The sequence below is a fragment of the Rhizobacter sp. P1_G5 genome (assembly GCF_056405435.1).
In genome coordinates, this window is record NZ_JBFUCB010001004.1 from 1 (window position 1) to 1,277 (window position 1,277).

Annotated in this window: 3 protein-coding genes; all 3 read right to left on the reverse strand. The window is 70.4% G+C overall.

Translation table 11 applies throughout. The features are described 5' to 3' along the window. The coding region (locus AC1D12_RS33545) for a deoxynucleoside kinase (protein WP_477845408.1) at positions 1-327 on the reverse strand (327 nt) is incomplete at its 3' end. 8 nt (positions 328-335) lie between these two features. Continuing rightward, entirely contained in the window at positions 336-689 is a 354-nt protein-coding gene (locus tag AC1D12_RS33550; protein ID WP_047500693.1) for a DMT family protein, read from the reverse strand. Further along, entirely contained in the window at positions 686-1,183 is a 498-nt protein-coding gene (gene folK / locus AC1D12_RS33555; protein WP_465111137.1) for a 2-amino-4-hydroxy-6-hydroxymethyldihydropteridine diphosphokinase, read from the reverse strand. The genes AC1D12_RS33550 and folK overlap by 4 nt, the downstream gene beginning before the upstream one ends. Positions 1,184-1,277: the final 94 nt, after the last annotated feature.

Genomic DNA, 1,277 nt, shown 5'->3' on the forward strand with positions numbered 1-1,277 from the left:
CCCGTACTCCTCGTCGCTCAGGTTCAGCCGCGCGAAGATCGCATCCTTGGCGAACACGAAATCGCTGACCACCGCCTGCGAGAACATGCCCGGCTGCGCCAGCGAGCGCACCTGGCGCAGCCGCTGGAACAGGAAGAACACCTGGGTCTGGAAGGCGTAACCGGGCTGGTCGGCATAGAAGCGCTCGAGGAACGGGTTTTCGCCCGCCTGCTCCAGCATCGTCTCGGCCCCCAGATGAGCCGCCAGCCGGCGCGCCAGCGAGCTCTTGCCGACACCGATCGGCCCCTCGATCGCGATGTGGCGGAAGCGCTCCAGGCCCGTGCTCATTGGAACATTCACGAGCGGAAGATGAAGTAGACCGCGCCGACCAGGCACAGCCCGGCCCACACGTAGTCGAGCTTGAACGGCTGGCCCATGTAGATCATCGCGAACGGCACGAACACGCCGAGCGTGATGACCTCCTGCGTGATCTTCAGCTGCGCCAGCGAGAAGCCGCCGGCATAGCCGATCCGGTTGGCCGGCACCTGCAGCAGGTACTCGAACAGCGCGATGCCCCAGCTGATCAGCGCCGCGACGAACCACGGCTTGTCGGCCAGGCTCTTCAGGTGGCCGTACCAGGCGACCGTCATGAAGACGTTCGACGCGATCAGCAGCACGACGGTCTGCACCGACACGGGGATGGCATTCATGGGTCGATCCGGGAGAGGGGTTGGGGGTCGAGGCCGGCCAGCAACGCCGCGACGCGGCCCCGTCCGGGGATGAGGAGGTCGGGCGCCAGGTCGGCCAGCGGCGCGAGCACGAAGGCCCGCAGGTGCATGCGCGGGTGCGGCACGGCCAGCGCCGGCAGGCCGATCACCTGCTCGCCGTACAGCAGCAGGTCGAGGTCGAGCGTGCGCGGCGCGTTGCGGTACGGCCGCTCACGGCCATGCGCCGCCTCGATGGCCTGCAGGCCGGCGAGCAATGCCAGCGGCGACAGCGTGGTGCGCAGCCGCGCGACGGCATTGATGAAATCAGGCCCCTGCGCATCGACCGGCTGCGTGCGGTACAGCGGCGAGGCCTGCAGCGAATCGACGCCCGGCAGCGCGGCCAGCTCGGCCAGCGCCTGGGTCAGCGTCGCGCGGGCATCGCCCAGGTTCGCGCCCAGGCCGACGAAGGCCTCGGCGCCGGGCTCATTCGCCGGCATTGCCGCCGGTGGCAGGCGCATCGCCGGCACCACCGCCCGGCTTGCGGCGGCGGCGGCGGCGCTTGCGGGCGGGTTCGGCCGAGCCGCCCTCTGC